Source organism: Draconibacterium halophilum (assembly GCF_010448835.1).
In the GTDB taxonomy this organism is placed as follows: Bacteria; Bacteroidota; Bacteroidia; order Bacteroidales; family Prolixibacteraceae; genus Draconibacterium; species Draconibacterium halophilum.
Genome location: NZ_CP048409.1, coordinates 978,731 through 1,001,706, shown reverse-complemented (window position 1 = coordinate 1,001,706; position 22,976 = coordinate 978,731). Strand labels below are relative to the sequence as shown.

20 protein-coding genes are annotated in these 22,976 nt (G+C 40.5%); 6 read left to right on the top strand and 14 right to left on the bottom strand.

Features of this window, described 5'->3' with window-relative positions; genetic code table 11:
* Positions 1-86: 86 nt before the first annotated feature.
* From G0Q07_RS04015 to G0Q07_RS04000, 4 genes are read left to right on the top strand one after another with little or no spacing between them, the layout of a single operon-like run.
* Entirely contained in the window at positions 87-851 is a 765-nt protein-coding gene (locus G0Q07_RS04015) for a hypothetical protein (RefSeq protein WP_163344879.1), read from the top strand.
* Positions 764-3,697 (top strand): BamA/TamA family outer membrane protein, encoded by a 2,934-nt coding sequence (locus G0Q07_RS04010; RefSeq protein WP_163344878.1) that lies wholly within the window; start codon positions 764-766, stop codon positions 3,695-3,697. The genes G0Q07_RS04015 and G0Q07_RS04010 overlap by 88 nt, the downstream gene beginning before the upstream one ends.
* On the top strand, positions 3,694-4,320 hold the full coding sequence (locus tag G0Q07_RS04005; protein ID WP_163344877.1) for a phosphoglycerate mutase family protein: 627 nt from the start codon (positions 3,694-3,696) through the stop codon (positions 4,318-4,320). Before G0Q07_RS04010 ends, G0Q07_RS04005 begins: the two co-directional genes overlap by 4 nt.
* Positions 4,321-4,347: 27 nt before the next feature.
* Positions 4,348-5,391, top strand: coding sequence for a DUF6268 family outer membrane beta-barrel protein (locus G0Q07_RS04000; protein WP_163344876.1), 1,044 nt, complete (start codon positions 4,348-4,350; stop codon positions 5,389-5,391).
* A 13-nt stretch (positions 5,392-5,404) separates the two neighbouring features.
* Here G0Q07_RS04000 and G0Q07_RS03995 read toward each other — a convergent pair whose 3' ends face one another.
* The 4 genes from G0Q07_RS03995 to rlmH are packed head-to-tail and all read right to left on the bottom strand — an operon-like array spanning position 5,405 to position 10,472.
* Complete coding sequence (locus G0Q07_RS03995) at positions 5,405-5,875, bottom strand: DUF6565 domain-containing protein (protein WP_163344875.1); 471 nt, start codon at positions 5,873-5,875, stop codon at positions 5,405-5,407.
* Between the two features lie 23 nt (positions 5,876-5,898).
* Positions 5,899-6,297 carry a phosphoribosyltransferase gene (locus G0Q07_RS03990; protein WP_163344874.1) on the bottom strand — a complete coding sequence of 133 codons (399 nt, stop codon included), beginning with the start codon at positions 6,295-6,297 and terminating at the stop codon, positions 5,899-5,901.
* A 14-nt stretch (positions 6,298-6,311) separates the two neighbouring features.
* Positions 6,312-9,995 carry a sensor histidine kinase gene (locus tag G0Q07_RS03985; protein ID WP_163344873.1) on the bottom strand — a complete coding sequence of 1,228 codons (3,684 nt, stop codon included), beginning with the start codon at positions 9,993-9,995 and terminating at the stop codon, positions 6,312-6,314.
* 3 nt (positions 9,996-9,998) lie between these two features.
* A complete protein-coding gene (rlmH, locus tag G0Q07_RS03980) occupies positions 9,999-10,472 on the bottom strand; it encodes a 23S rRNA (pseudouridine(1915)-N(3))-methyltransferase RlmH (protein WP_163344872.1) in 474 nt (157 codons plus the stop codon).
* A gap of 243 nt (positions 10,473-10,715) precedes the next feature.
* Here rlmH and G0Q07_RS03975 point away from each other — a divergent pair, with 243 nt between their 5' ends.
* Positions 10,716-11,132, top strand: a complete 417-nt coding sequence (locus tag G0Q07_RS03975; protein WP_163344871.1) for a DUF4783 domain-containing protein — start codon at positions 10,716-10,718, stop codon at positions 11,130-11,132.
* Positions 11,133-11,140: 8 nt separating this feature from the next.
* Entirely contained in the window at positions 11,141-12,076 is a 936-nt protein-coding gene (locus tag G0Q07_RS03970; protein WP_163344870.1) for a YihY/virulence factor BrkB family protein, read from the top strand.
* Between the two features lie 23 nt (positions 12,077-12,099).
* Here the strand turns inward: G0Q07_RS03970 and G0Q07_RS03965 are convergent, their stop codons facing one another.
* The 10 genes from G0Q07_RS03965 to era all read right to left on the bottom strand — a co-directional run bounded on the left by G0Q07_RS03965 (position 12,100) and on the right by era (position 22,881).
* The gene (locus tag G0Q07_RS03965) at positions 12,100-12,981 is read right to left on the bottom strand and encodes a rhomboid family protein (RefSeq protein ID WP_203532670.1); all 882 of its coding nucleotides are present in this window, start codon (positions 12,979-12,981) and stop codon (positions 12,100-12,102) included.
* Positions 12,982-12,999: 18 nt separating this feature from the next.
* On the bottom strand, positions 13,000-13,740 hold the full coding sequence (locus G0Q07_RS03960) for a rhomboid family intramembrane serine protease (protein ID WP_214648364.1): 741 nt from the start codon (positions 13,738-13,740) through the stop codon (positions 13,000-13,002).
* A 133-nt stretch (positions 13,741-13,873) separates the two neighbouring features.
* Positions 13,874-15,766: a DNA mismatch repair endonuclease MutL gene (gene mutL / locus G0Q07_RS03955; RefSeq protein ID WP_163344869.1), complete on the bottom strand. Its 1,893-nt coding sequence runs from the start codon at positions 15,764-15,766 to the stop codon at positions 13,874-13,876.
* 39 nt (positions 15,767-15,805) lie between these two features.
* Positions 15,806-16,114: a hypothetical protein gene (locus G0Q07_RS03950; protein WP_163344868.1), complete on the bottom strand. Its 309-nt coding sequence runs from the start codon at positions 16,112-16,114 to the stop codon at positions 15,806-15,808.
* Between the two features lie 66 nt (positions 16,115-16,180).
* Positions 16,181-17,329 carry an iron-containing alcohol dehydrogenase gene (locus tag G0Q07_RS03945; protein WP_163344867.1) on the bottom strand — a complete coding sequence of 383 codons (1,149 nt, stop codon included), beginning with the start codon at positions 17,327-17,329 and terminating at the stop codon, positions 16,181-16,183.
* Between the two features lie 14 nt (positions 17,330-17,343).
* On the bottom strand, positions 17,344-17,652 hold the full coding sequence (locus G0Q07_RS03940; RefSeq protein WP_163344866.1) for a putative quinol monooxygenase: 309 nt from the start codon (positions 17,650-17,652) through the stop codon (positions 17,344-17,346).
* A gap of 103 nt (positions 17,653-17,755) precedes the next feature.
* On the bottom strand, positions 17,756-19,279 hold the full coding sequence (locus G0Q07_RS03935; protein ID WP_163344865.1) for a carbon-nitrogen hydrolase family protein: 1,524 nt from the start codon (positions 19,277-19,279) through the stop codon (positions 17,756-17,758).
* Positions 19,280-19,299: 20 nt separating this feature from the next.
* On the bottom strand, positions 19,300-20,364 hold the full coding sequence (corA, locus tag G0Q07_RS03930) for a magnesium/cobalt transporter CorA (protein ID WP_163344864.1): 1,065 nt from the start codon (positions 20,362-20,364) through the stop codon (positions 19,300-19,302).
* A gap of 192 nt (positions 20,365-20,556) precedes the next feature.
* Positions 20,557-21,867, bottom strand: coding sequence for a ribosome biogenesis GTPase Der (gene der, locus G0Q07_RS03925; protein ID WP_163344863.1), 1,311 nt, complete (start codon positions 21,865-21,867; stop codon positions 20,557-20,559).
* 129 nt (positions 21,868-21,996) lie between these two features.
* Positions 21,997-22,881 carry a GTPase Era gene (gene era / locus G0Q07_RS03920; protein WP_163344862.1) on the bottom strand — a complete coding sequence of 295 codons (885 nt, stop codon included), beginning with the start codon at positions 22,879-22,881 and terminating at the stop codon, positions 21,997-21,999.
* Between the last annotated feature and the right edge of the window lie 95 nt (positions 22,882-22,976).

The window sequence follows — 22,976 nt, the reverse complement described above, 5'->3', positions numbered from 1 at the left end:
TAATCTATTTTTTAGCGAAGAAGATAAATCAATAACGCCAACGATTAAATGACAAATGTGTATTACAACGCACAAACGACCTTGTTGTGATGATTAAAAACCTGATTAAAATTAGCTTTGTTTTTTTTGCATTTTTTGCAGGCTGCTATTCCCCTGCCTTTGCTCAAAGCAACATAAATTACAGTGTATTTTTAGCCGGAAATACAGCCCCTGATGACGATGCTGAATTCAATGAATTTATTGATGAGTTAACAAACATCCCCCAAGCTCATGCTTTTGTTTATTTGGGCAATTACTCCGACTACACCACTAGTGATGATGAGCTGGAGTTTCATTTCTATCCACAAATAGAAAATGAAAATACGCCCTTACTTTTTACCAACGGAATTAAGGAATGGAACAACGGTAAAAAACAGACAAAAAAGGTACGCAAAGCCATTCGTAATTATTTCCCGGATAATGAAGTTTATACCAACGATTGGGGGTGTCCCGGACCAACAGAAGTGCAGCTAAGCGATCAATTAACTGTAATTCTTATAGATACATACTGGTGGCTCACGGCACTTGACACCCGCTACGGGAAATGCGGCATTGAAAAAGACGAGGATGTTTTTATCTGGCTACAGGATGCACTGCGCCTTAACGAGAATAAAACAGTTATTGTAGTTGGCTACCACCCAATTGAATCAGTGGGCCCCATGGCAGCCACTTCTCAACAGCAACAAGTATTCTGGGATTTCCGTATGCCATTTTTAAAAATACGTTGGGCGGAAAAAACGATCTGGTTCACCCCAATTACAGAAACCTACGCCAACAATTGCATGCTGTTTTACATCGTTTTCCAAATGTAATTTATGCATCGGCGCTGGAGAACAGTCTGCAGTATATTAAAACAGACAACATTCACCAGGTGATCAGCGGATCGTTGGTGAAGCAATCTTTCGCAAACACCAATAAAGCAGAATTTGCAAGCAGTAGTGCCGGCATCTCACGTGTTGATGTTTACGAAAACGGCGATGTAACACTCAACTTTTTTACTGTTAAAAACGGCACAAAAGAGCCGGTTTTCAGTCGGCTGTTGTACAACCAAACTACAGAAACACCGGAAAATTTAATTGATAAACGACAAGAACTTTTTGAAGATTCAACACACACCACATACGCGAGCCACCAATATCAGGCTACAAAAAGCTACGAAAAATGGATGGGCGCCAACTACCGCGAAGTTTGGGAAACACCGGTTGAGGCCCGTATTTTCGATATCACAAAAGAAAAAGGGGGACTTACCGTATTAAAACGGGGAGGTGGCCAACAAACCAAATCGCTTCGTATGGAAACAGATGAAGGCCATCAGTACGTTCTGCGCTCGCTGGAGAAATTTGCTGAAGGTGCACTCCCAAAAGAAATGAAGCCTACATTTGCCAAAGATATTGTACAAGATCAGATTTCCGCATCGAATCCTTATTCTGCAATGCCGGCAGCCGTTTTAGCTGAATATGCCGGCGTTTTTCACACCAACCCCGAGGTGGTTTATGTGCCACAAGATCCTCTTCTTGAACAATACCAGGATGACATGCGCAGCGGATTGTTTCTACTTGAAGAACGACCGGCAAAAGACAGAAGCGATCTGGAAAGTTTTGGTTACTCGGAAGACATTATTGGAACAGACGATGTGATTGAAAAAATCACAGAAAGTGAAGATCATCAGGTGGATCAACACGCTGTTCTGCGCGCCCGCTTACTCGACATTTTTATAAACGACTGGGATCGGCACGACGACCAATGGCGCTGGGCTTCGTTTGAAGAAGGCAGTAAAACCATTTATAAACCCATTCCACGAGACCGCGATCAAACGTTTTTTGTAAACCAGGGAATTATACCCGGAATTGCAGCGATGCCTTTTATGCTTCCAAAGCTTCAGAATTTTCAGCCGCGCACAAATTATGTAATCGGGCTGGGTTTTAATGCCCGCTATTTCGACCGTACTTTTCTCAATCAAATGGAGTGGGAAGACTGGCAAGAAGCGAACACCGAGCTAATGAAGCGAATGACGCCGGAAGCCATTAACAAAGCAATGGCAACTTTCCCCAAAGAAGTACAGCCGCTGGTTGCCGATTCTACCGCAAAAATTCTGCTAGAGCGTAAAAAGTACATGGAAGAAATGGCGCACGAGCTCTACCTTTACCAGGCAAAAAGAATAAATATTCCGGGAACCGACCGAAAAGATCTGTTCGAGATTAAGCGGGAAAATGACGAAGAAACAACAATTACTGTTCACCATATAAAAAAGGACGAAAGCAAAGGAAAACTCATTTATGAGCGTACAATAAAAACAAGCGAAACACGTGAAATTGTATGTTACGGATTGGATGAAGAAGACCGATTTGAAATTAGCGGGCAAGTAAACAAAGGTCCGATAATCAGAATAATTGGAGGGCAGGATAAAGATGTGGTTGTGAACAACTCAAAAGTAAGCGGAATAAAAACCAAAACTCTGGTTTACGACCTGAAAAAAAGTACTGAAATTAAAGGAAACGGAAGAACAAATGCCAAACTCACCGACAATAAAATCATTCACGATTACGACCGAAAATATTTTAAACGCGATGTAGGAATGCCATTGGCCAGTGGAGGTTACAACGCCGACGATGGGATTTATCTGGGTTATGGCCGGTCGTGGTACAAACAAAAATTTCGGCGCGATAACAGAACCTCAATTTTGGGTGATTATTCGCTTGTAAATTCATCTCTTATTTTAAAAGCACAATACGAATCACTTTCCACCAACAATGGATTCGATGCCCTATTTGGCGTTGACGCAAGTACCGAGAACTACACAACCAACTTTTTTGGTTTCGGGAACAACTCATCATACACCAACAGTGGTTTCGACAACGACTATTATAAGGTAAAACAACGACACATTATTGCTCAGCTGTCCGTTCAGAAAAGGTTTGGCGAATCGGTTTGGGTACGTTACGACGAAGAAGACGAACACAAAGATCATCCGACAAACGAGCACAAAATAGGAGTAAGGGTGCAATGGAAACTCAACGATACCAAGGATGAAGAAAATAAATTTATTACCAATTTTGATAAAAACGGACTGAGTGCCGCAAATCTTGCACAAATCCATTATGCTGTTGTGGGAGGGTATTACAGCTATCAAAAACTGAATAAAGATTTTAGACCAACACGTGGTTTTGTTGTAGATGCTTCGGCCAATCGATACCTGAATATACAGGGCAGAGAACCCGATTTTACCAAGATAGGCGGCTCGGCTGCTACCTTGTTGAGTTTTAATAAATATCCGCGAACGGTTTTTGCGTTCAGAGCTGGTGGCGAAAAAATAGTTGGCGATTACTTTTTTCACGACGCTGCCATTTTAGATGGAAAAACAAACCTGCGCGGTTACAGAAAAACTCGTTTTTATGGCGATGCAAGTGCTTATCTCAACTCCGAGATACGTTTTAAAGTCATCGATTTTAAAAATTACCTGTTAACCGGCGAACTTGGTGTTATTTTATTCGACGATATTGGCCGTGTTTGGCTCGATGGAGAGAAATCCGATGACTGGCACAACGGCTACGGCGGGGGAATTTGGCTTTCGCCATTTAAGATGGCCATTGTAACTGCCACCTTAAACAAAAGCAGCGAAGAAACGTTAGTTCAATTTAACTTTAGCTTTTTGTTTTGAAGACACTTACCCAACTCATATTTTTTCTGGTAATCATTTTAGGCGGGCAACAGAGCTTGGCACAAGAAGTGATTTTGATTCGGCACGCAGCAGTGAAACTGGATCGCCACGGCTGGATGGGAGCAAAAACGGCCTCCGCAATGCGCGATGCATACGACACTGCCCCAATCCGTCAATTCAATCCTGACACGGTATTAAGCAAAATTCCGGAGCGTATTACCGACACCATTTATGTTAGTGGCTTGTCGCGTTCAATCGCAACCGGCTTAAAACTTTTTGGCGATTCGGCAACCATCGTATCGTTAAAAGACCTCAACGAATTTGAAATGCACATGGTTTGGCTCCCCTTGTTCCTGCCCTATAAAGTATGGACTTCCCTATCGAGAACAATGTGGCTGATGGGGCTTAAAAGACCTGGAACAGAATCGTTTCAGGAAGCCCGCGACCGGGTAGACAACGTTAGTTCTTTTATTGAAAGAAAGGCTGAGCAAAACAAACAGGCAATATTGGTAACACATGGTTTTATAAACCGAAACATTGCTATAGAGCTTGAAAAACGCGGCTGGCATATAATACAAAATAATGGTAGAAAAAACCTGGGAGCCACAGTATTAAGAAAATAATTAAACCAATTGTACGTTAATAGGCTTGTGAAATATTTTTTAGGACTCATATTAATTCTTGTTTCAATAACAGGGTTTGCGCAGGACACCCTCTCGCGCGAAGACTGGACACCCTATTTTGAAAGCAATTTGCCCACCCGTTTTCTTTACCTGAAAATGGAAGGTCCCTTTCAATATAATATTTCATCAACATCGGAACTACCACAAATTGGCAACGGATCGGCCGAAATTACCGGAAACAGAACAGTAACCGCGCGTCTAAAATTTCCGATTTTGAATAAACAGCGTGTAAAACTAACCGGCGGATTTCGCTATGTAAACGAGCAGTTTTATTTTGAAGACATTAAACCCGGCGACTACCCTATGTATGTTGGACTAAACGATCGCAATCTGCGCCGTTTGGGTGTTGATATGAAAGGTTTGTTTCATCTGCGCGACAATCATTCAATTATAATGCAAACCAGTTGGAGTTTGGCGGGAGATTTTCACATTCATGACCATAAATATTTTTCGGTTGGCGACTTACTAAAATCCTCTCTCGCCGTTGGTTATGCCACGCGCAAAAACAGAAACACCTATTATGCTTTTGGTGCTTATTTTGGCTATACATTTGGCGATCCGGCGATTTACCCGGTAATTAACTACTCCAAACGTTTTGCCAATGGCATTGGTCTTGATATACTTCTGCCACAAGGCTTTAAAGCTTGGAAACAAATAAACAAAAAATTGTACCTTTTATGCGACGCCGAAATATCGGGAACCAGTTACACCGTGCGCGTCGATGATACAGTACTTAATGAAATGGAAAGTATTCAGCTACGTCAATCTACAATTGATGCAACTGTTGGGGTCCTGGTCAAAATTCATAAATGGGTGGGATTTGAGGCTAAATTTGGCTATTCAAACAACATTAATTTTAATGTTACTGAATCGAATTTTAAGTTGGGAAGCACCCTGTTAAAACCGGATACAGATTACCTGATAACATCGAAAGTTTCAGGGGCGCCTTATGCCAATATTTCATTGTTTTTATCGGTTCCTAAAAAATTAATGAATCGATACGTTGAATAAAATTTCACCAAAATTAAAAAGACTCATCCAGTACCCGAACAGCATCCTCTATTACTTTTACTGCTGAGTCGCCGATTTCTGTAGCACCATCAATAATTTTATCCAGATCTTCGTCAAAATCCTCATCAATATATTTCTCTACCTTGTCGCCAATTTTATTTGCATCATCTTTAAAAAGATCACGAAGCATATCGCCCACGCTTTCCTTATTTTTTAGTGCGTGATATTTTATTATCAGTCCTTTTATTTTTATCTGATCTTCAAGCGTAAAATCGTCGCTAAATTCGAGATACCATTCCGAATTGTACTTTTCAAATTTCTCATCAGCCCATTCCCAGTCTTTTCGGCTGTACTTTTTATGATTATCCTCTACCCGCTCAACAAAACCTTCAAACCGATTGAGGTAATCTTGTTTTGATGTTGGAGTTGCACACGCCACCAGCCCAACCAAACAGCACACAATAAAATACGTTGAATACTTCATTTTCAATTTTTATTTCAACCCCATTAAGGTTTCCAGGGCCACTTTACACAATCTTTAATTTCGGGAAACAGCACATAATCTGCTGTTCCTTTCATGGCGCAGGTTTTAACATTTAAACCTTTGAGTTGCAAGAGAGCCGCCTCCATGGTTTTTCCCGATACCGACACATCGTCGACCAACAAAATTCGTTTCCCGTCCAGGTTCCAGTTGGCTTTTTCAAGCACTTTGGGTTCGTTGTAGCGCGGGTTATTTTGCTCGTCGCGGTAATTCAGTGTCATTACTAAAAGCTCGGCATCCAAATGATAAGCCACCATTGTTGCTGCCGGAACACCTCCGGTCCCAATACCAATTACGACATCAATCTTGGGGAATTCAATTATTTTCAGTCGTTCAGTTATTTCTTTAAATAATAAAGTAACCATGTTTTATCTCTGTTTTATTTATTATTGGTTTCCTGATGTACCGGAATTTCCAGATAGAACGTTGTCCCTTTCCCCATCTTGGTTTCAAACCATATTCTCCCGGCAAAATTTTCAACAATATTTTTTACAATTGATAGGCCCAATCCCATTCCTCTGGTTTTAGTAGTAAAACTGGGGCTAAACAATTTATCGCGCAACTCGGCATCAATACCGGCGCCGTTGTCTTCAACCGAAATTAATGCCATGTGCTGGCGCCGGTCGAGTTTAAGTTTTATCACTCCCTTTCGATCTTCGGGAATTGCCTGAATGGCATTTCGAATCAGGTTTATAATGGCCCGCGACAACTGTTCTCTGTCGGCATTCACTTCAAGATCTTCATAACCGTTCGAGTCAAATTTAATGTCAATTTCGTCATGTGTTTCGTAAAGATCGATCGACTTTTTTAGCTGCTCGGCCAAACAAAATACCTGGTTGCGGGCAGTTGGTATTTTTGCAAAGTTCGAGAACTCGGTAGCAATATTCGATAAGTTATCGATCTGCTCTATTAATGTTGATGTTACCCGATCTACAAATTCATTGTACTCTTCGTTTTTTCCTTTGGCACGCTGCAAATACTGTATGTTCAGTTTCATTGGTGTCAGTGGATTTTTTATCTCGTGTGCAATTTGTTTGGCCATTTCACGCCATGCCGATTCTCTTTCCGAGCGTGCGAGTAAATCTGCACTTACCGCCAGCTCATCAACCTTTTTATTGTATTCTCTTACTAAACTTCCAATTTCGTCTTTCTTATTATACTGAATAGGTTCGTTACGTTTACCCAACTGCATTTTTCGCAGGTTTTCCTGAATAACAACCAAGGGCCGGGTAATTTGGTTTGCAATAAAAACTGCGGCAATAATACTGGCTAAAAACAGTAGCACATACAAATTTATAAAGGCTACAATAAATGTGGATATTTCCTGGCTGTAATTATCCTGCCTGATAAAATAGGGTAAATTAATCACTCCCAAATAATTCCCATCATTATTTATAATTGGCCGGTAAGCCGACAGGTACGACAATTTGCCAATATTCTCGGGCTGAAAATAGCTGATGGAATAGTTCTGATACACCTCGTAATTGGCACGGGCATTAATTCGCGATGATACCAAACCACGCTCAAAGATCTCGAAACGAGATGAAGCGATAAGGTGCCCGTCAGTACCATAAATATTGATATCTGTTCTGAAAATATTTGAGAGTTTTGCCAGCTCCTCGCGCAGCCAATCTTCCAGTTCCGGAGTAATCTCACTTTTATCGGTCAGGCGCATGTCAATTTCTTCAGCAATCGATTTCATTTTTTCATTCAGGTCGTCTTGGTGTTTTTGCCGATACTCTTTTACATTGTAATACAGGGTGACACCGGCAACAACCATTAGCGAAACAAAAACAATGGAAATAATCGCTGCCTGAATCTTAAATTTCAGATCGAAAAATACCCTTCGTCCCCGAATGGAGCGATTAGCAATCATTAAAACAACCAGCAGGGTAAGAAAATAGAATACAAACAAATACGGGAAAGAAATCAGATAATCGATAGGTGTTAGCAACTCCCTGGAAACAACCACATAATTCTGCTGGCTGGTACGATAAACCAAATGTTCGTATTTTCCCTGACGAAGAAACGAAAATTCATCATCCGATTTCAGGTATACATGCCCGTTGTAATTGTAGTTGTAATCGCCATATTTATCTCGTAATTCTCCCGCATAATATTTGGCATAATTGTATTTGCGGTAACTATTTGACCGAGCCATCGATTTATCGATCAGCAACTCGGGGAAACCAATTCCTTCGAACAATAAATCAGAATCCAGATCAATATAAATAGTTATCCCTTCTCCTCCATCAACCAAGGGATAGTGTAAACGGCCGGTGTATGAAATCCTTCCGTTCATATTATCCATAAAATAAAAGTTAGTACCAGGGATTTGTATTCCTTCCGATTCTATTTTGTCATTTAGGTAGGGCATGCACGAAACTTCATAATTATCAGGAGGAATAATCAAATTACTTCCCTCGCGACACACCAGAATATTTAGCAGGTACTTTCTGAAATAGGAATTGAAATACAATTGCCTGATGTGCTCAATGGCATCGTCATCCCTGTTTTGAAGTAACAGCTCCGGTATATCCGAATCTTTTGTAATCTGCTGTTGTATCTCGGTCATAAAAACTTCGGCTGCCGGATCGCGTTCGGCAACAAGTGTCACCGCAAACAGTTTCTGTTGCTCTTTATCTTTTTTGCTGATAGTACGATTAATAACAACCAATGAATAAACTGAAACTACCGCCACATAAATAATCAGATAACTTAAGGTAAAGGTTTGAAGATAGTGACGGGTTATGAGCGAAGAAAGTATAACGCAACTAATAAAGAGCAACAGTGCGTAAATAGATACATTTTGTACGGCAATGTATTGCACTCCGGCAAAGAATAAACTAATAGCCAGCGTTAATATAACCAGCTGATAGAGTTTAAAACTTTTTAGCGTTTTTTCGTTTACCCTGATAGTAAAAAATACAACGCCCAATAATAATAAACTTACTGCAAAAATCCCCAAAACACTTTGAGGCGTGATATCGATAATCTTGTTCAGCGCAAATGAAACGGTTGAATTATAAATGAGCTCCTTAATTAAATTATCGATAAGCAAATATAAACTGGCATTAAAAATCAGAAGTAGAATAATTACTCCCTTTCGCCGTAAACCCGAGTTCTTTTGCAAATCGGAGATATTCAGGTCGATGGCGAAATTGTATATCCAGAAAAGGAAAAATATCGCCAGTAGAAAATAATCGCCCAGTGATGGCAACCAGTCGTTTATGGCAAAATAATCAGGGCTAAAAAATTTCAGATGAAAAAATACCTTGGGCACCTGGAAAATGAGGTGAATCCAATACACCACAAACAATGCCACTCCCAGCGAAACCAGTTTCAGAAAGAACGGAGCGTCGTTGTCTACAAATTCTTTTCGGAAATAAAATAACAGTAAAATAAGCCCGATGAAATATATGGCCCCGGGAAAATACAACTGATTGGTGGTACACAAATAATTTCCGTGGGGTAAAAGAGTAAACAGGTAATCGCCTTTCAGGTCAACAATATCATAGCCGTGTTTGGATTTTTCTGTTCGTATAATATAGTCGTTGGGGAGCTTGTAATTTTTAAAAAAATTATTTTGCAGGTATTTGTTTTCGTAGGTATAGTTGCGCTTTATTAAATGATATACAGCCGCTGTATACTCGTCTACATTAATTGTATCTACCAGGTAATAACCGTTTGGCAATTTTGCCAGGCCACTGGTTTGAGTTATTTCTTCCAATCGGTTGAAAAACGTTATACCACGGTCAGACCAAAAAAACAATTCTTTGTTTTTAAAAACCATCGCGCCAAATCCGGTTTCACGAATAAGTGTTTGATCCCGGCTAAAAAATTCGCTTATATCTTCGTCCAATTCATCATCAGCCAGCACTTCTTTAATTTCTGCCAGTTTATCATGCAGTTTTGTTTCGTTTGCCAGTAGCTGTGTTTGGAAATCGTTAATTAGTTTAGTCTCCGGATTTCTTCTAAGCAAACCATTTTCGAGAATAGCTGCCACAACTATAATCCCAATGGCCACAATGAGGTAAGTATATTTATTTAGTTTAACTAACATCGATTATTCATGATGATACGGTTCGCCTTTTAAAATTGTCATTGCCCTGTAGACCTGCTCAACACACAACAATCGCACCATTTGATGCGAAAATGTTAATCGCGACAGTGAAATTTTTGAACTGGCTCGTTTATACACTTCATCCGAGAAACCATAAGGACCGCCCACCACAAACACCAGTTCTTTTGGTCCACTAATCATTTTCTTCTCAAGAAACCGCGAAAACTCAACCGACGAAAACATTTTTCCCTTCTCATCAAACAAATGTAACTCTTTGCCCGGAGCCAGTTTTGATAGAATAATTTCGCCTTCCTTATTTTTTTGCATTTCCGGATTGGTATTTTTCCCTTTTTTAATGTCGGGAATTACTTCTACATCGAAACTGATGTAATGTTTCAGTCGCTTTAAATATTCGTTCATCCCATCGCGTAAATAGGCCGCATCAGTTTTACCAATAACCAGTAATGTTATCTTCATAATTAAGATCGTCTGTTCATGAGGTATGTAAAGCGCCTACACTGTTATCAACTTCTTTTTTAATTCCTGAATAACAAAAACGTGGAAACTCATAACCCTCTGAAGGCGAATTAAATAAAATTATGTTTTTACTGCAATCGCCCAATTGATTTTTAATTTTATAAATTTACAGTAAAAATAAGCGTATAAAAGTGTTTTTGCATAGTTTTTGCTTATTATGCAACACAAATACGGAATTAAAATATGATGAAGAATTTTAAAACGATAATTTCGGTTATCCTGGTATTCTGCAGCTTTCTGGCAGTGGCAGGTAATACACCACAGGATAAAAAGGTTCCGAACGAAATAAATGTTGGTTTGGCAACCGGAAATGCAAAAGTACTTTCCTCTTATTTTAACCAAAACGTTGAACTGGTAGTACTTGATAACGACAATGTATACAGCAAAGCCCAGGCCCAACAAATTGTAACCAATTTTTTCAGTAAATTTCCACCGGTAGCCGAAAATGCTTTTAGTATTATTCACGACAGTGGAAAAGAGAATGCTCAATATGTTATCGGAAAATTAAAAACAGAAAAAGGCAATTTCAGGGTTTACTTTTTACTTAAACAAAACAGTGGGAAACAATACATTCACCAACTGCGAATTGAACAACAATAATGGCCGGTATGGCAACGGATAAGATCTCTTTTGAGCGACTAAAAAAGCTGGGCGAAAAAGCTGTTGAACACGCCAAAAATATCTCACTGCCTCTTTTTGATGGAGTACCACTGTATGATGTTTTATTGTTTTTTTGGAGAAGTATTGTCGACGGATCGATAACAACACGTGCATCGGGAATCGCATTTTCTTTTTTTATTGCTTTGTTCCCGGGTATTATATTTCTGTTTACCCTTATTCCTTCAAGTGGTTTCGAAAATGAACTTTTCGTGATCATCCACGAGTTAGTACCCGACAAGATTTGGCCTGTGGTAGAGGAAACCATTACTGAAATTGTTTTAGTGGATCCCCGTCGCGATGTTATGTCGATAAATTTTTTTATAGCGCTTATTTTCGCCACCAACGGCATTGTTTCTATGATGAGTGCTTTTGATGCCACTGTGCACAATATCAATCGTCGAACCTGGCGAAGCCAATACTTTGTAGCTGTTTTTCTGCTCATTATTTTTACACTTCTTCTTGGTGTAGCTATTGCTATGTTAACCGGCGGACAAGTATTAATCAACTACCTTGACCGAATTGACATTATCCGAGATAGATTTTTGGTAAACCTGTTAACTGTTGGTAAGTGGGTTATTACTACTACCATTTTCTTTTTTACTTTTTCGTTTCTCTATTATATGGCACCGGCAAAAAAAACAAAGTGGCGTTTTATTTCTGCCGGTGGAACACTGGCAACCATTTTAAGTATTATTGGGTTTATAGGGATGAGCTATTATCTAAATAACTTTAGCCAGTACAATATTTTATACGGATCAATTGGGACATTACTGGCAGTAATGCTTTTAATGTATGTAATGTCCTTGATTTTACTGATTGGCTTTGAGTTGAATGCCAGTATTTACCAGGCGCATACCTATCAGGATGACTACGATAAAAGTTGAATGATGAGCGATGAAGACTTGTACTATTTTTTCCCTTGTTTAAAGAGCAGTTCTTTTTCCTGCTTGGATAGACTATCGTAACCCGATTTTGCAATTTTATCCAGAATACGGTTGATCTCGTCTTGCTGCTTATGTTTCTGACGGTTGTACTCGTAATCATCGCGCGGCGGTTTTCGGTAAGTAACTTTCATTTTGCTTTTATGCTTAAAAAGACCCTCAAAAAACTCGCCTGCTTGATTTACTAAGTCAACTAACCCAGCACCCATATCTTTTCCTTTTCGCAATTGATAAATGTAAAACCACCCCCAGAAAGCACCTCCTAAATGTGCAATATTTCCTCCGGGGTTAGTAGACGAAATGCCAATTATCGATAATAGCACGTAAAACGCAGCTACATATTTTAATGGGAAACGCCCGATAAAAAACAGATGAATCTCGCGGTTAGGATCGTAAAAAGCAACGGCTACTAAAATTGCAATAATCGATGCCGAAGCTCCCAGCAACAGACCATACATTGAATCAAATGCCGGAAATACATTGTAAGCTATGACGTACAAAAACGCCCCCCAAAGACCTCCCATCAGGTAAACACCCAACATCTTGTCCCCCTCGAAATGATAAAGAAACAGCTGTCCAAACCAATACAGCCCAAGCATATTAAACAGGAGATGGATAAAACCCTGGTGTAAAAACATGTAGGTTATTGGGGTCCATGGCTGTTTTGCTAAAACTTCGGTTACCGAAGGTACTGACAACCACTGATACACCGGAAATGCTTGTCCGCTCAGGTAAAAGAATACTGCAATAATTTTCAGCAAAAGAAAAACACCAATATTTATATAGATGAGCCGGGTTAATACCGATCCTTCTTTAAATGTTCTTTTTATGTCGCCAGCAATATCCACAATTTCCAGAGTCTTTTTTTAATAAAAACGATTCGAGTTCTTGTTCCAGTATTTAATCATAAAATAACCAAACAGCATACCTCCAAGGTGAGCAAAGTGGGCTACACTTCCCTGAATCCCCGACACGCCAAAGAATAATTCCAAAGCACCGTAACCAATCACAAAATACTTGGCTTTAATTGGTATTGGCGGAAAAAGTAACATCAGCTGGGTATTCGGGAACAACATTCCGAAACCTAACAAAATGCCAAAAACAGCTCCCGACGCACCAACGGTTGGCGTATTCAGAATAGCATTTAGCTTACCGGATAATGGATCGCTAAAATTCTTTCCCTCGCTCCAAATTTGGTAGCCAACCTCTTTCACGTAAGCAATTTGATCGGGTGACAATTTTCCAATAAGTGACCGGTATTCGAAATAAGCGACCACCATATGCAACACTGCTGCACCAATTCCGGTTACCAGGTAAAATGTCAGAAACCGTTTTGACCCCCACACGCCTTCTAACACGCGCCCAAACATATACAGGGCAAACATATTAAAAAAGATATGCCCAATACCACTCGAGCTGTGCATAAACATATAAGTAAAAAACTGGTGTAGCCTAAACTTCTCCGACAAGGGAAAGTGTAATCCTAAAATCGGGTACAAATCGGTACCGGTTTGTTTTAACACAATGGTAATCAGGAAAACCACAACGTTGGCGAGAATCAAATTCTTCACTACCGGAGGCATATTTAACATCGGACGGTATCTCATAATTTTAAAATTGGTAGACCGAAATAATCTTTCTTTCCAAAATCAACGATCTTCAGTTGCTTATTGTTTTAATGATGAGGCAAGATACAATGACCGAGCCAAAAATTAACGCGTTCAAATTAACGACAATCTGTCATTTTGAAAAACTTTTTTCGATATCATCTGTCGAAATGATGGTCAACACCTTCTTCCCGTCGGGCGAAAAGTTGGGTGTAGCACAGGCAAACAAGTTGTCGATCAGGTGATCCACCTCTTCCTGTTTGAGGTTGGTGCCATAATCCATTGCCGATGCTTTTGCCAACGACGCAGCAATTTGTTCCCTGGCTTTTGATCGCGCATCAACCGGCGATGTTTTATAGTCTTCCAGCAATTTTTCTAATATCAGCTCAGGCGAAGAAATATCCAGAACACCTGGCGTACCATTTATAATAAAAGTGTCTTTGCCAAATTCGCGAATATCAAATCCCAACGACAACAAATCTTCCAAAATTGATTTCAGCAATGCCGAATCGGCTGGATTGAGTTCAATGGTTTGCGGAAATAATTGCTGCTGGCTGGCTACCGAATCCGATTTCAGCACTTCCATAAATTTCTCAAATAAAATGCGCTCGTGTGCTCTTTTCTGATCGATAACCATCAACCCCGATTTTACCGGCGTTAACACATAACGTTGTTTCAGCTGCAACACTTTTTTACCGCTAAACTGCCCGGGCGCGTTGACATATAAGTCGTCATTTTGCGGAGCTGTACCGCGATATTCCGGCTCAGGTTTTATTTTTAGCTGTGCTCCCTGGTACAATTCCTCCCAGTTCTCCAGGTTCTTTTTTTCTCTACCCGAATCCGGAAAAGAGCTTCTTCCCTGTCCTGAGTCCTTATCAAAAGGCGAGTATCCACGTTCGGCGAACTGTTTTTCGTTGTTAAAAGGATTATAGTCGGGATTGACCTGAATCTCTGGGAAACGCACATCCTCACCTCCTTTTTTCGGAACAGGAATATCGATGCTTCCACTTTGGTCAAAATCAATGGATGGTACTACATTATGCTTGCCTAACGATTCGCGCACCGCTGCATGAATTATCGGCCAGATATCGCGATCATTTTCAAATTTTATTTCGGTTTTTGTAGGATGCACATTTATATCAATTGCTTCAGGATCGAGTTCCAGAAACAAAAAATACGACGGATACGTATCGGGCGGCAATAACTTATTAAAAGCCTGCATAATGGCTTTGTGAAAATACGGATGACGCATAAAACGCCCGTTCACAAAAAAGAATTGTTCGCCCAGTGTTTTGCGGGCATATTTTGGCTGACCAACGTAACCAAACACTTTAACAATGCTGGTGTCTTCATCAACATTTATCAGGCTTTGGTTCAAACTTCTTCCAAACACATCAACCAAACGTTTCCGATGGTTGGCCGGTGGCAAATCATAAACTGTTGTGCCGTTGTGAATCAATGATAATTTGATGTCGGGATTGGGTAGCGCTATCCGCTGAATTTCCCAGATAATATGTTTTAATTCGGTTGAATTCGCTTTCAGAAATTTACGACGAGCCGGCACATTAAAAAACAGGTTTTTAATCATGAAATTGGTACCATTGTTGCACCCGGCAGGCTCCTGTGTTTTTACTTCCGAGCCAATAACATGTATAAAAGTTCCTACCTCATCGTCGGCTTTTTTGGTACGTAGTTCAACATCGGCAATGGCGGCAATTGATGCCAGTGCCTCGCCACGAAACCCCATTGAACGAATGGCAAATAAATCCTTAGCCTCACGTATTTTCGAGGTGGCATGGCGCTCAAAAGCCATTCGGGCATCGGTTGGCGACATCCCGCTGCCATTATCAGAAATTTGAATGAGTGTTTTCCCGGCGTCTTTTATATTGATGGTTATTTCAGTTGCACCCGCATCAAGAGCATTTTCCACGAGCTCTTTAACAACCGATGCCGGTCGCTGAATAACTTCTCCGGCAGCAATCTGATTGGCTACTGCATCGGGTAATAACTGAATAATATCGCTCAAGATTAAATCTTTAGAAATTTGTACTACGGAGTGCGCTGTTTAGTTAAAAAAGTCGGAAAAGAAGAAAAGATAAAGCACCAATGCTAGGATCAGAAAAATCCAAATAAGTCGGCGGTTCTGTGCTTTTCTGGCCGATTCGGATGATCGGGCCCAGTTATCGCCTGAACGAAACTGTCCTTTAACATTAGGACGAAACGTACGATTGCTTTGTTTTTTTTCTTCAACAATTCCCAATTCATCCTTTATTCGTCGTTCCCGCTCGTCTCTTTCGTCCTTGTCGGGATCCCAAAAACGTGGAGTAATTTTAAATCTTTTTGTTCCCGGTGTATGAAAAAATCTGCCAATCATCGCGTTATAATTATTCTACAAAGATAGTTTTATTCTACAAAAATTATTCCGATACCGGAATGTGATTTACAACGATCGCTCCAGAATACGAAACAACTGCTCATCTGTCAATTCTACCGGATTGCCTTTTATACTACTCGAAACTTTTGCTTTTTCAATCAGTAATGGAAAATCCTTTTGGGTCAATCCAAATTCGGAGAGTGTTGAAACCTGAAGTTCAGCCACCAATTCCGATGCCCAAATAGCGGCATCGTTCGACATGGCTTTTTCGTTTCCGGTAAGAATTTTTGCTAACTCATCAAATTTCGAGCTGTCGAGTTTATTGTTACGCAAAGCCTGAATATTCTCTTCAATTACTGCCGACATGAGGCAGGCACAAACAGCACCATGCGGAATTGGAAACATACCTCCCATTGGTCCGGCGAAACCATGCACGGCGCCAAGTTTTACATTGGCAAGTGCCATTCCTCCCAGCAAACTGGCCATTGCCATATCTTCACGCGCCTGTTTGTCAGCCCCATCTGTAAATGCTTTTCGTAAGGAACGTGAAATACGAGTCAATCCTTCGCGGCAAATCATATCGATAAACGGATTGGCCTGATTTGACACAAACGTTTCGAGTAAATGTGTTAAAGCATCAACTCCGGTGCTGGCTGTTAATGCTGGTGGCATCGACCAGGTAAGTACCGGATCAACAACTGCAATGTCGGGGTACATCTGGCTACTGCGTAAACTTACTTTCACATTATTTTCGGGCGATTTTATTACCGCGTTTTTAGTTGCCTCGGCGCCGGTTCCGGCAGTTGTTGGAATAGCAATACATGGCAACGGCCTTTCTGTCAGTGGCTTTCCTCTTCCAATCACTTCCAGATAATCCAATAACTCACCTTTATTTGTTCCCATTGCGGCAATTGCTTTTGCACTATCAATCACGCTGCCTCCGCCAAAACCAACTACTACTTCACTGTTGTGCTCGCGTGCTAATTTTACACCGGCTTCAATCAAATCAGTGGTCGGTTCTCCGGGCACTTTAAAAAGTATGGTATCAGTTCCCGGGCTGAATTTCGCCATCAGTTCTTCTGCTCTTAATGAACTTTTCCCTGTTACCAAAATAACCTTCTTGCCAAAACCAGCAACAAGATCAGGTACCTTATCAAGCGTATGATTTCCAAAAATAATTTGCCCCGCGGTTGCAAATGAAAAATTAACTGCCATTTTTTCTATCGAAATTAATCCCAACCGTTCTCGCCGGGAAGTACATTATAAAATTTTAGTGCCGATCGCGGCTCTGCCATCATATCGGCAACTGTGTCGCGCCACTTTTGGTAGTGAGCCGTTTCCTTGTGTTTTGCAGGGTCGTTGGCTGTACGATAAACTTCCACCAATACAAAACGTGTAGAGTCGTCTTGTTGTTCTACAAAATCAAAACGAGCTATACCCGGTTCGTTTAAACTGTGTTTTGCATTTTCGATGGTAGCCGCTTTAAACGCATCAATACAATCTTCTTTTACGTGTACAAAAACGTGAACGATGAACATAGTTTTTTATTTAAACGGGATAAGAAAATCTGAGTGCTTCCTTCGTCCCTGAATTTTCTACTTTGATGAATGTATATACTGAAATTCTTTCTGCCAAAAGATATTACACCTTCTTTTTCAGCTGGAAAATATCCTGGCGACGGTCTTTCAAATTTCGAACGCTTCCAAACTGGTTCAATTCGCGCAACAAGCCAATATCAACATCGGCAATCAAAATCATTTCGGTGTTTGGCGTAGCTTCTGCCTTAATTCCGTTTACAGGAAAAGCAAAATCGCAGGGTGTAAAAACCATCGATTGCGCATACTGGATATCCATATTATGCACTTTTGGCAGGTTACCAACGCTACCGGCAATAGCCACATAACATTCGTTTTCAATGGCCCGCGCCTGCGAACAATTTCGCACCCGCGAGAAACCATTTTGGGTATCGGTTAAAAATGGTACGAATAAGATATCCACTCCTTCGTCGGCCAGCAAACGGCTCAATTCGGGGAACTCAGAATCGTAACAAATCAGCACACCAATTTTTCCACAATCGGTATCCAAAGCTTTCAGGGAACTGCCGCCCTGCATTCCCCAAACCTTTACCTCATCGGGTGTTACATGGAGCTTTTCGTAGCGCTCGGTACTTCCATCGCGGCGGCACAAATAACCGGCATTATATAAATTGTCATCCACCAATTCGGGCATACTCCCTGTAATTATATTGATGTTGTAACTGATAGCCAGTTCCGAGAATTTTGCAATAATATCATCTGTATGTCTGGCCAGTTCCCGAATGGCTTCGGGTTCAGTTAAATGGTTGTTCTCGGCCATTAACGGCGCATTAAAAAACTCAGGGAACAAGGCAAAATCGCAGCGGTAGCCCGAAACGGCATCAACAAAAAACTCAACCTGAAACATCAAATCTTCGAACGTTTTATAAGGCCGCATTTGCCATTGCACTAATCCCAAACGCACCACTGTTTTAGTGATTTCCGGCTTTTTACGAGGCTTTTCGTAATAGATATTATCCCACTCTAAAAGTACGGCGTACTCTTTCGAGTCTTTATCTCCTTCGAGATAACCTTTTATAATTTTTGCCGGATGGAAGTCGTTTGATATCTGAAAATTCAGAACGGGGTCGTGAATCTCTTTTGTACGTACTTTTTGTATGTACTCTTTTGGAGACAACTCATTTTGGTACAGGTGATAATTGGGAATGCGTCCTCCAAAAGCAATTCCTTTTAAGTTTAGTCTTTCGCACAGTTCTTTTCGGTAATCGTATAGCCGGCGCCCCAACCGTAATCCACGAAATTCGGGTTTAATAAAAACATCAATTCCATATAACATATCGCCATTGGGCGAGTGCGTATCGAAAGAATAATTACCGGTTATTTCTTTGTACTTGTGGTTATCTTCAAACTTATCGTAATCAACCACTATGGCAAGCGCACAACCGGCAATCTGCCCGTTAACTTTCAGCACCACCTGGCCTTCGGGGAAACGTTTGATAAGTGATTTGATATGATGTTCTTTCCAGTACGCATCGGGCATGCTTGGGTAAACCTCAATCATGGCCGCTTTAAGTTCCTGGTAATCGTCGAATTTTAAATACTTCAGTTCTATATTCTCAATATCCTGCATATATGTTTTGATTAAAAAAGTTACAACCACTTTTTACGCCGAAAGTAAATCAGCAATCCACCTCCAACGATAAGTATAACTACCCAAAAAAGCAAGTATCCATACCTGAATTTGAGCTCGGGGATGTAGTCAAAATTCATTCCGTAAATTCCAGCCACAAAAGTGAGCGGAATAAAAATTGAAGCAAATATGGTAAGGGTTTTCATTACTTCGTTCATTTTGTTACTCATATTCGAGTTATAAATATTCAGCTGATCTGAAGTCATACTATTATACATTTCAACTGCTTCGGCACACTGCACGGTAAGATCGTTCAAGTCTTTCAGAAAGGCAAAATTCTTTTCCTTAAAAAATGAGTCTTCCGTACGTAGCAAAGTAGTAATAAACTCGCGCACAGGGCGTACTGCTTTCCGAATGTAATTGAGTTCGGTTTTAAAACGATAGATCTCCTCTACAATTTTTGAGTCCATGGTTTTAAAAAGACGATCTTCAATATCTTCCACCTGACGCCCAATAGTTTCTATCAGAATCGAATAATTATCAACCAAAGTATCCATTAAAGTATAAGCGAGGTAATCGTTTCCGCTGATGCGTATTCTCCCTTTATTTTTACGAATGCGCTCGCGTACCACTTCAAAAAAATCGCCTTTACGCTCCTGCAAAGTTAACACATAGTTTTCGCCCAAAATTAATGTTACCTGCTCGGCTTGAATTCGGTTTGCTTCCTTTTCCTGATGAAGAATTTTCATGATAAAAGCATCGTAATTCTCGCCATTTTCATACTTGGGCGACTGGTCAGTATTCAAAATGTCTTCGAGTAAAAGTGACGGCAACTTAAATTCTTCACCTACCTTTTTGATCATCTCAAGATCGTGTAACCCATAAATGTTTATCCAGTTCACTTTATCGGCTGATAATTTCTGCTGAATAGAAGAAACCGAATCAACTGACTCCTCCAATAAATTATTTTTATCGTAGGTTATTAATTGAATCACCGGCTGATCCATTTTTTGTCTACCGATTAAAACCAGCGAACCGGGCACTAACCCTTTTGCTTTTGAGCGATCTTTTAAAAAACGTGCCATACTTTTAATTTTATGCTTCGGAATACAACATTTTATAGCCCATTAATCCCAAAGATTTTTAGCCAATTTAAGAATTTTTTGACAACACACTTCTCTCATATACGGGTTCTTTATAACGAAAAAATTCCACCTGCAACCATACAGATGGAATTTTTCAACTCCGAGCTTCCTACTTCAATCTTCCAGCTTTTCCTACTTCTGCCTGAAATAAATCTGAATAGGTACGCCGGTAAGATTAAAATTATCGCGTAACTGATTTTCGATGTACCTTTTATACGGCTCTTTAATGTATTGTGGCAAGTTGGCAAATAATGCAAACGCCGGAGTTGGCGATGGTAACTGTGTACAATACTTAATTTTTATGTATTTCCCTTTCACCGATGGCGGCCCGTAGTTTTCAATTGCTTCCAGCAAAATCTCGTTCAATTCTGAGGTTTTAATACGTTGCTTACGGTTTCGATGTACCTCCATGGCAATCTCCAGCGCTTTGTGAACACGTTGTTTTGTTAATGCCGAAATAAAAAGAATAGGAACATCGGTAAACGGTGCCAGCCTCTCCTGAATTTCCTGTGTCATTTTTTTGGTTGTCATGGTATCTTTATCTACCAAATCCCACTTATTTACCAAAATAACCACACCCTTTTTATTTTTTAAGATCAGGTTCAGAATGTTCATGTCCTGCGCTTCCACACCACGGGTGGCATCAAGAAGCAACATGCAAACATCAGAATTTTCGATGGTGCGCACTGAGCGTAAAACCGAGTAAAACTCAAGATCTTCGTGTACTTTTCCTTTTTTGCGAAGTCCGGCTGTGTCAACGATCATAAAATCGTGGCCGAACTTATTGTATCGGGTATGTATTGAATCGCGCGTTGTTCCGGCAACATCGGTAACGATGTTACGAGCTTCGCCAATTAAGGCATTTATAAACGATGATTTACCAACATTAGGGCGGCCAACAACCGACAGGTGTGGCAACTCGTGCTCTTCCTCCAACGACTCTTTGTGCGGAAATTTTTCAACCAACGCATCCAGCATATCGCCGGTTCCGCTTCCGGTCATCGACGAAATACAATAAATCTCGCCCAATCCTAAGCCGTAAAATTCCTGTGCATCTAAAATACGATTATGGTTATCTACCTTGTTTACAACCACGATAATCTCCTTTTTGTTGCGTCGTAAAATACTGGCGATGGCATCATCCAGGTCGGTAATTCCAGCTTCCACGTCAACCACAAACATAATCACATCGGCCTCATCAATGGCCAAATGCACTTGTTTGTTAATCTCTGATTCAAAAACATCTTCAGAGTTAACAACATAACCACCGGTATCAATTACTGAATATTCTACTCCAATCCACTCGCCTTTTCCGTAATTACGGTCGCGGGTAACGCCTGCTGTTTCGTCAACAATGGCTTTGCGTTGTTCAATCAAACGATTAAATAAAGTTGATTTCCCAACGTTCGGGCGTCCTACTATAGCTACTATTCTGCTGCTCATTTTTCAATCTTTTTTAAGGGCTAAAAGCCCATTGTTTTCCGGAGGCTTCCATCTCCCCCAACTTAAAAGTCGGGGCTAAGGATATTTTCCCTGTTTCTGCTACTTACTTTCTACTCCGGTCTTCCGACTTTAAAACTTATCGTATCCAAAATTCTTTAACTGACCGTCTTTCTCGCGCCAGTCTTTGGCTACTTTCACATACAACTCCAGAAAAATTTTCTTGTCAAAAAATTCTTCTGCATCAAGGCGTGCTTCCGTTCCAACGCGTTTTATCATCTTGCCCTGATGCCCAATGATAATTCCTTTCTGGCTATCGCGCGACACGTGAATCACTGTACGGATATTTATAATTTTATCTGTCTCTTTAAACTCTTCAACTTCAACCTCCACCGAATAAGGTATCTCCTTTTGGTAGTGCAGAAGAATCTTCTCACGAATAATTTCCTGCACAAAAAAGCGCTCGTTCCGGTCGGTCAATTGTTCTTTTGAGAAAAAGGCCGGACCTTCGGGAAGGTGCTCCATAATGCGATCGAAAATAGGTTCGATATTGAACTTTTCCAGGGCTGAAATCGCAAAAACATCGGCTCCCGGAAATGTGTTCGACCAATGATCGTACAGTTTTAATACTTCTTCCTGGTTCGAGAGATCGATCTTATTCAGCAATACGATAACCGGCATATTCGACTTTCGTACTTTCTCAATGTATTCCGGATTTTTGTCTACCTTTTCTTTTACATCGGTAACAAAAAGAATCACGTCGGCATCGATTAAAGCTGTGTCAACAAACTTCATCATCGATTCCTGAAGCTTGTAACTGGGCTTCAGAATACCGGGAGTATCGGAATAAACAATCTGGAAATCTTCGCCACTTACAATGCCTTTGATGCGGTGGCGCGTGGTTTGCATCTTTTGGGTGATGATAGACAGTTTTTCGCCTACCAGTGCATTCATAATTGTTGATTTACCCACATTCGGGTTGCCAACAATGTTCACAAATCCTGCTTTATGTGCCATTATTTCAAACTATTAGGTGTTCCTTCCCTTTCGGGATTTCTCTGTTATTTTTAAAAATCGGCACAAAGATAATCGATTTCAACAAATTGCGCTCA

Bases quoted from the DNA above. Each gene is read 5' to 3' on its own strand.
- G0Q07_RS03960 (WP_214648364.1), bottom strand. From the start codon at position 13,740: ATGAGATACCGTCCGATGTTAAATATGCCTCCGGTAGTGAAGAATTTG.
- G0Q07_RS03970 (WP_163344870.1), top strand. From the start codon at position 11,141: ATGGCAACGGATAAGATCTCTTTTGAGCGACTAAAAAAGCTGGGCGAA.
- G0Q07_RS03940 (WP_163344866.1), bottom strand. From the start codon at position 17,652: ATGTTCATCGTTCACGTTTTTGTACACGTAAAAGAAGATTGTATTGAT.
- G0Q07_RS03950 (WP_163344868.1), bottom strand. From the start codon at position 16,114: ATGATTGGCAGATTTTTTCATACACCGGGAACAAAAAGATTTAAAATT.
- G0Q07_RS03995 (WP_163344875.1), bottom strand. From the start codon at position 5,875: ATGAAGTATTCAACGTATTTTATTGTGTGCTGTTTGGTTGGGCTGGTG.
- G0Q07_RS03985 (WP_163344873.1), bottom strand. From the start codon at position 9,995: ATGTTAGTTAAACTAAATAAATATACTTACCTCATTGTGGCCATTGGG.
- corA (WP_163344864.1), bottom strand. From the start codon at position 20,364: ATGGCACGTTTTTTAAAAGATCGCTCAAAAGCAAAAGGGTTAGTGCCC.
- G0Q07_RS03935 (WP_163344865.1), bottom strand. From the start codon at position 19,279: ATGCAGGATATTGAGAATATAGAACTGAAGTATTTAAAATTCGACGAT.
- era (WP_163344862.1), bottom strand. From the start codon at position 22,881: ATGGCACATAAAGCAGGATTTGTGAACATTGTTGGCAACCCGAATGTG.
- rlmH (WP_163344872.1), bottom strand. From the start codon at position 10,472: ATGAAGATAACATTACTGGTTATTGGTAAAACTGATGCGGCCTATTTA.
- G0Q07_RS03975 (WP_163344871.1), top strand. From the start codon at position 10,716: ATGATGAAGAATTTTAAAACGATAATTTCGGTTATCCTGGTATTCTGC.
- G0Q07_RS03945 (WP_163344867.1), bottom strand. From the start codon at position 17,329: ATGGCAGTTAATTTTTCATTTGCAACCGCGGGGCAAATTATTTTTGGA.
- G0Q07_RS03990 (WP_163344874.1), bottom strand. From the start codon at position 6,297: ATGGTTACTTTATTATTTAAAGAAATAACTGAACGACTGAAAATAATT.
- der (WP_163344863.1), bottom strand. From the start codon at position 21,867: ATGAGCAGCAGAATAGTAGCTATAGTAGGACGCCCGAACGTTGGGAAA.